We start from the raw sequence: 1,679 nt of genomic DNA, 5'->3' as shown, positions 1-1,679 counted from the left end.
AAAGACCACGGTACCATCCTGGGGTGCTGTAGCGTGCTTGATCTGAGACATCGGCCAACTCCCTTCAGGTCCGGAGGAGCCAAAACTCTGGCCCAATCTCTGGCCGCCTGCATGGTATCTTTGGCCATCACGCGGCGTGGCAGATGGCGTAAGCCAGGGCGCGTTGCAGGGCTGGGCGGGGTTTTGCGCTGTGGGTGCTGCGCCGCGACGTGAGCAAACCCTGCTCTCGCCAGATATGACGTCGCACGGCGGCGAGGGTGTCGCTGAAGGTTGGACGTGGTTTGCGGTACTAGGCACTGCTGGCCGCGGCTTCTCTCTCCGCAGACTTGAGCCGGGCGGCCAGGAGGGTGACGAGGGAGAACAGCGCGAGCAGGCACGGCGTGGTGCGGGCGATGGCGAGGTCCGACCACTGTCGCTGGGTCTCAACGCCGAGGTGGGCACGGGTTTCCTGGAACGTGACTTCCAGCTGCCAGCGCTGGACGAACCAGCCCAGGATCTGCTCGGGCGCGCGGTGGAGATCGGTGCACAGCAGGGCCTGCGGGCTGAACCGGCGCTGGGGATCGCGGATCAGCACCCAGCGGATCGGCACGATGGGCATGCCGCCGTGGCGCCAGATGGCGGTCGCGGTGCAGATCTCGACCTCGCGTTCGCCTTCACCGTACCAGCCCTGGATCTGCAGCGCCTGCCAGCACGTATCGCCGTCCCTCAGCACCTCGGACAGGTTTGGGAGCCGGGCGCCCTTGGTACGGGGTCGTCCATTGGTCCCGGGCAGCCGGGGTGGCGCCGGGTCGTAGAGCGCCGCATCGAGGCGCAAGCGGGTGATGCCGGTGACCTTGTGACGGGCGAGAGCCGACAGCAGCTCCAGGGCAGCAAAGCCGCTGTCACCAACCACGACGATGTCCCGTCCCGGCAGCCAGCGACGCGCCTGCAACACCAGCTGGCGGGCCCAGTCGGTGAGTTTCTTGTGCCGTAGACCACGCACCCGACAATACCGCTCCGAGGGCGCCAGTGCAGTGAGGAAGGGCAGCGCCCAGACCCGCCCGGCCCAAGGTACAGGGGCCAACAGCATCAGGCTGATCCAGCGCAGGCCGGAGGCCTTTACGAAGTGCCCATGGGAGGAGCGCACCGGGTCGCGGTAGATGCCCATCGCCGCAATCCGCTTGCCGCGGCGGCGCTCGATTGTATCGTCGATGCCCAGCACCACCGGCCCTCTCGGCGCAAAGGCCTCAATCAGGTGGCTCAGCAGGAGGCGCGACGCCGCCCGGGAGCTCCAAGCCGCCCGGCTGAGCACTCGATGGTAGTTCACGAAGCGCCGTTCTCGCGCGAGCCCGGTAACGCGGAGCAGGCTCGTCACCGTGCGCTTGCCCGGCGCCAGAATGGCCCCGATCAGCAGCACCTCCGCGCGACGCCAACTCCGCTGGAAAAAGAGGGGCGCAAAGCTCAGGATCACCGCGGCGAAGCGGGTCGGCAGGCAGAGCATGGCGGCGTCTCTTGGCGGGGACGCATCCACCCTAGCCGGTCAGCCCGCTCCGCCGCCTCTCCTCAGCTCAAATGGCCAAAGATACCATGCAGGCGGCCAGAGATTGGGCCAGAGTTTTGGCTCCTCCGGACCTGAAGGGAGTTGGCCGATGTCTCAGATCAAGCACGCTACAGCACCCCAGGATGGTACCGTGGTCTTT

Annotated in this window: 1 protein-coding gene; it reads right to left on the bottom strand. The window is 67.1% G+C overall.

What is annotated here, in order from left to right:
* Positions 1 to 289: 289 nt before the first annotated feature.
* Positions 290 to 1,480 (bottom strand): IS701 family transposase, encoded by a 1,191-nt coding sequence (locus tag ACO1BU_RS37185; RefSeq protein WP_424140875.1) that lies wholly within the window; start codon positions 1,478 to 1,480, stop codon positions 290 to 292.
* Between the last annotated feature and the right edge of the window lie 199 nt (positions 1,481 to 1,679).

The organism is Roseomonas chloroacetimidivorans (genome assembly GCF_049629625.1).
In the GTDB taxonomy this organism is placed as follows: domain Bacteria; phylum Pseudomonadota; class Alphaproteobacteria; order Acetobacterales; family Acetobacteraceae; genus Roseomonas; species Roseomonas chloroacetimidivorans.
Note: the sequence above shows the minus strand (reverse complement) of the source record. Positions and strands in the feature narration are given on the sequence as shown.

Excerpts from the sequence above, each read along its gene's own strand:
- ACO1BU_RS37185 (WP_424140875.1), bottom strand. The coding sequence starts at position 1,480 with ATGCTCTGCCTGCCGACCCGCTTCGCCGCGGTGATCCTGAGCTTTGCG.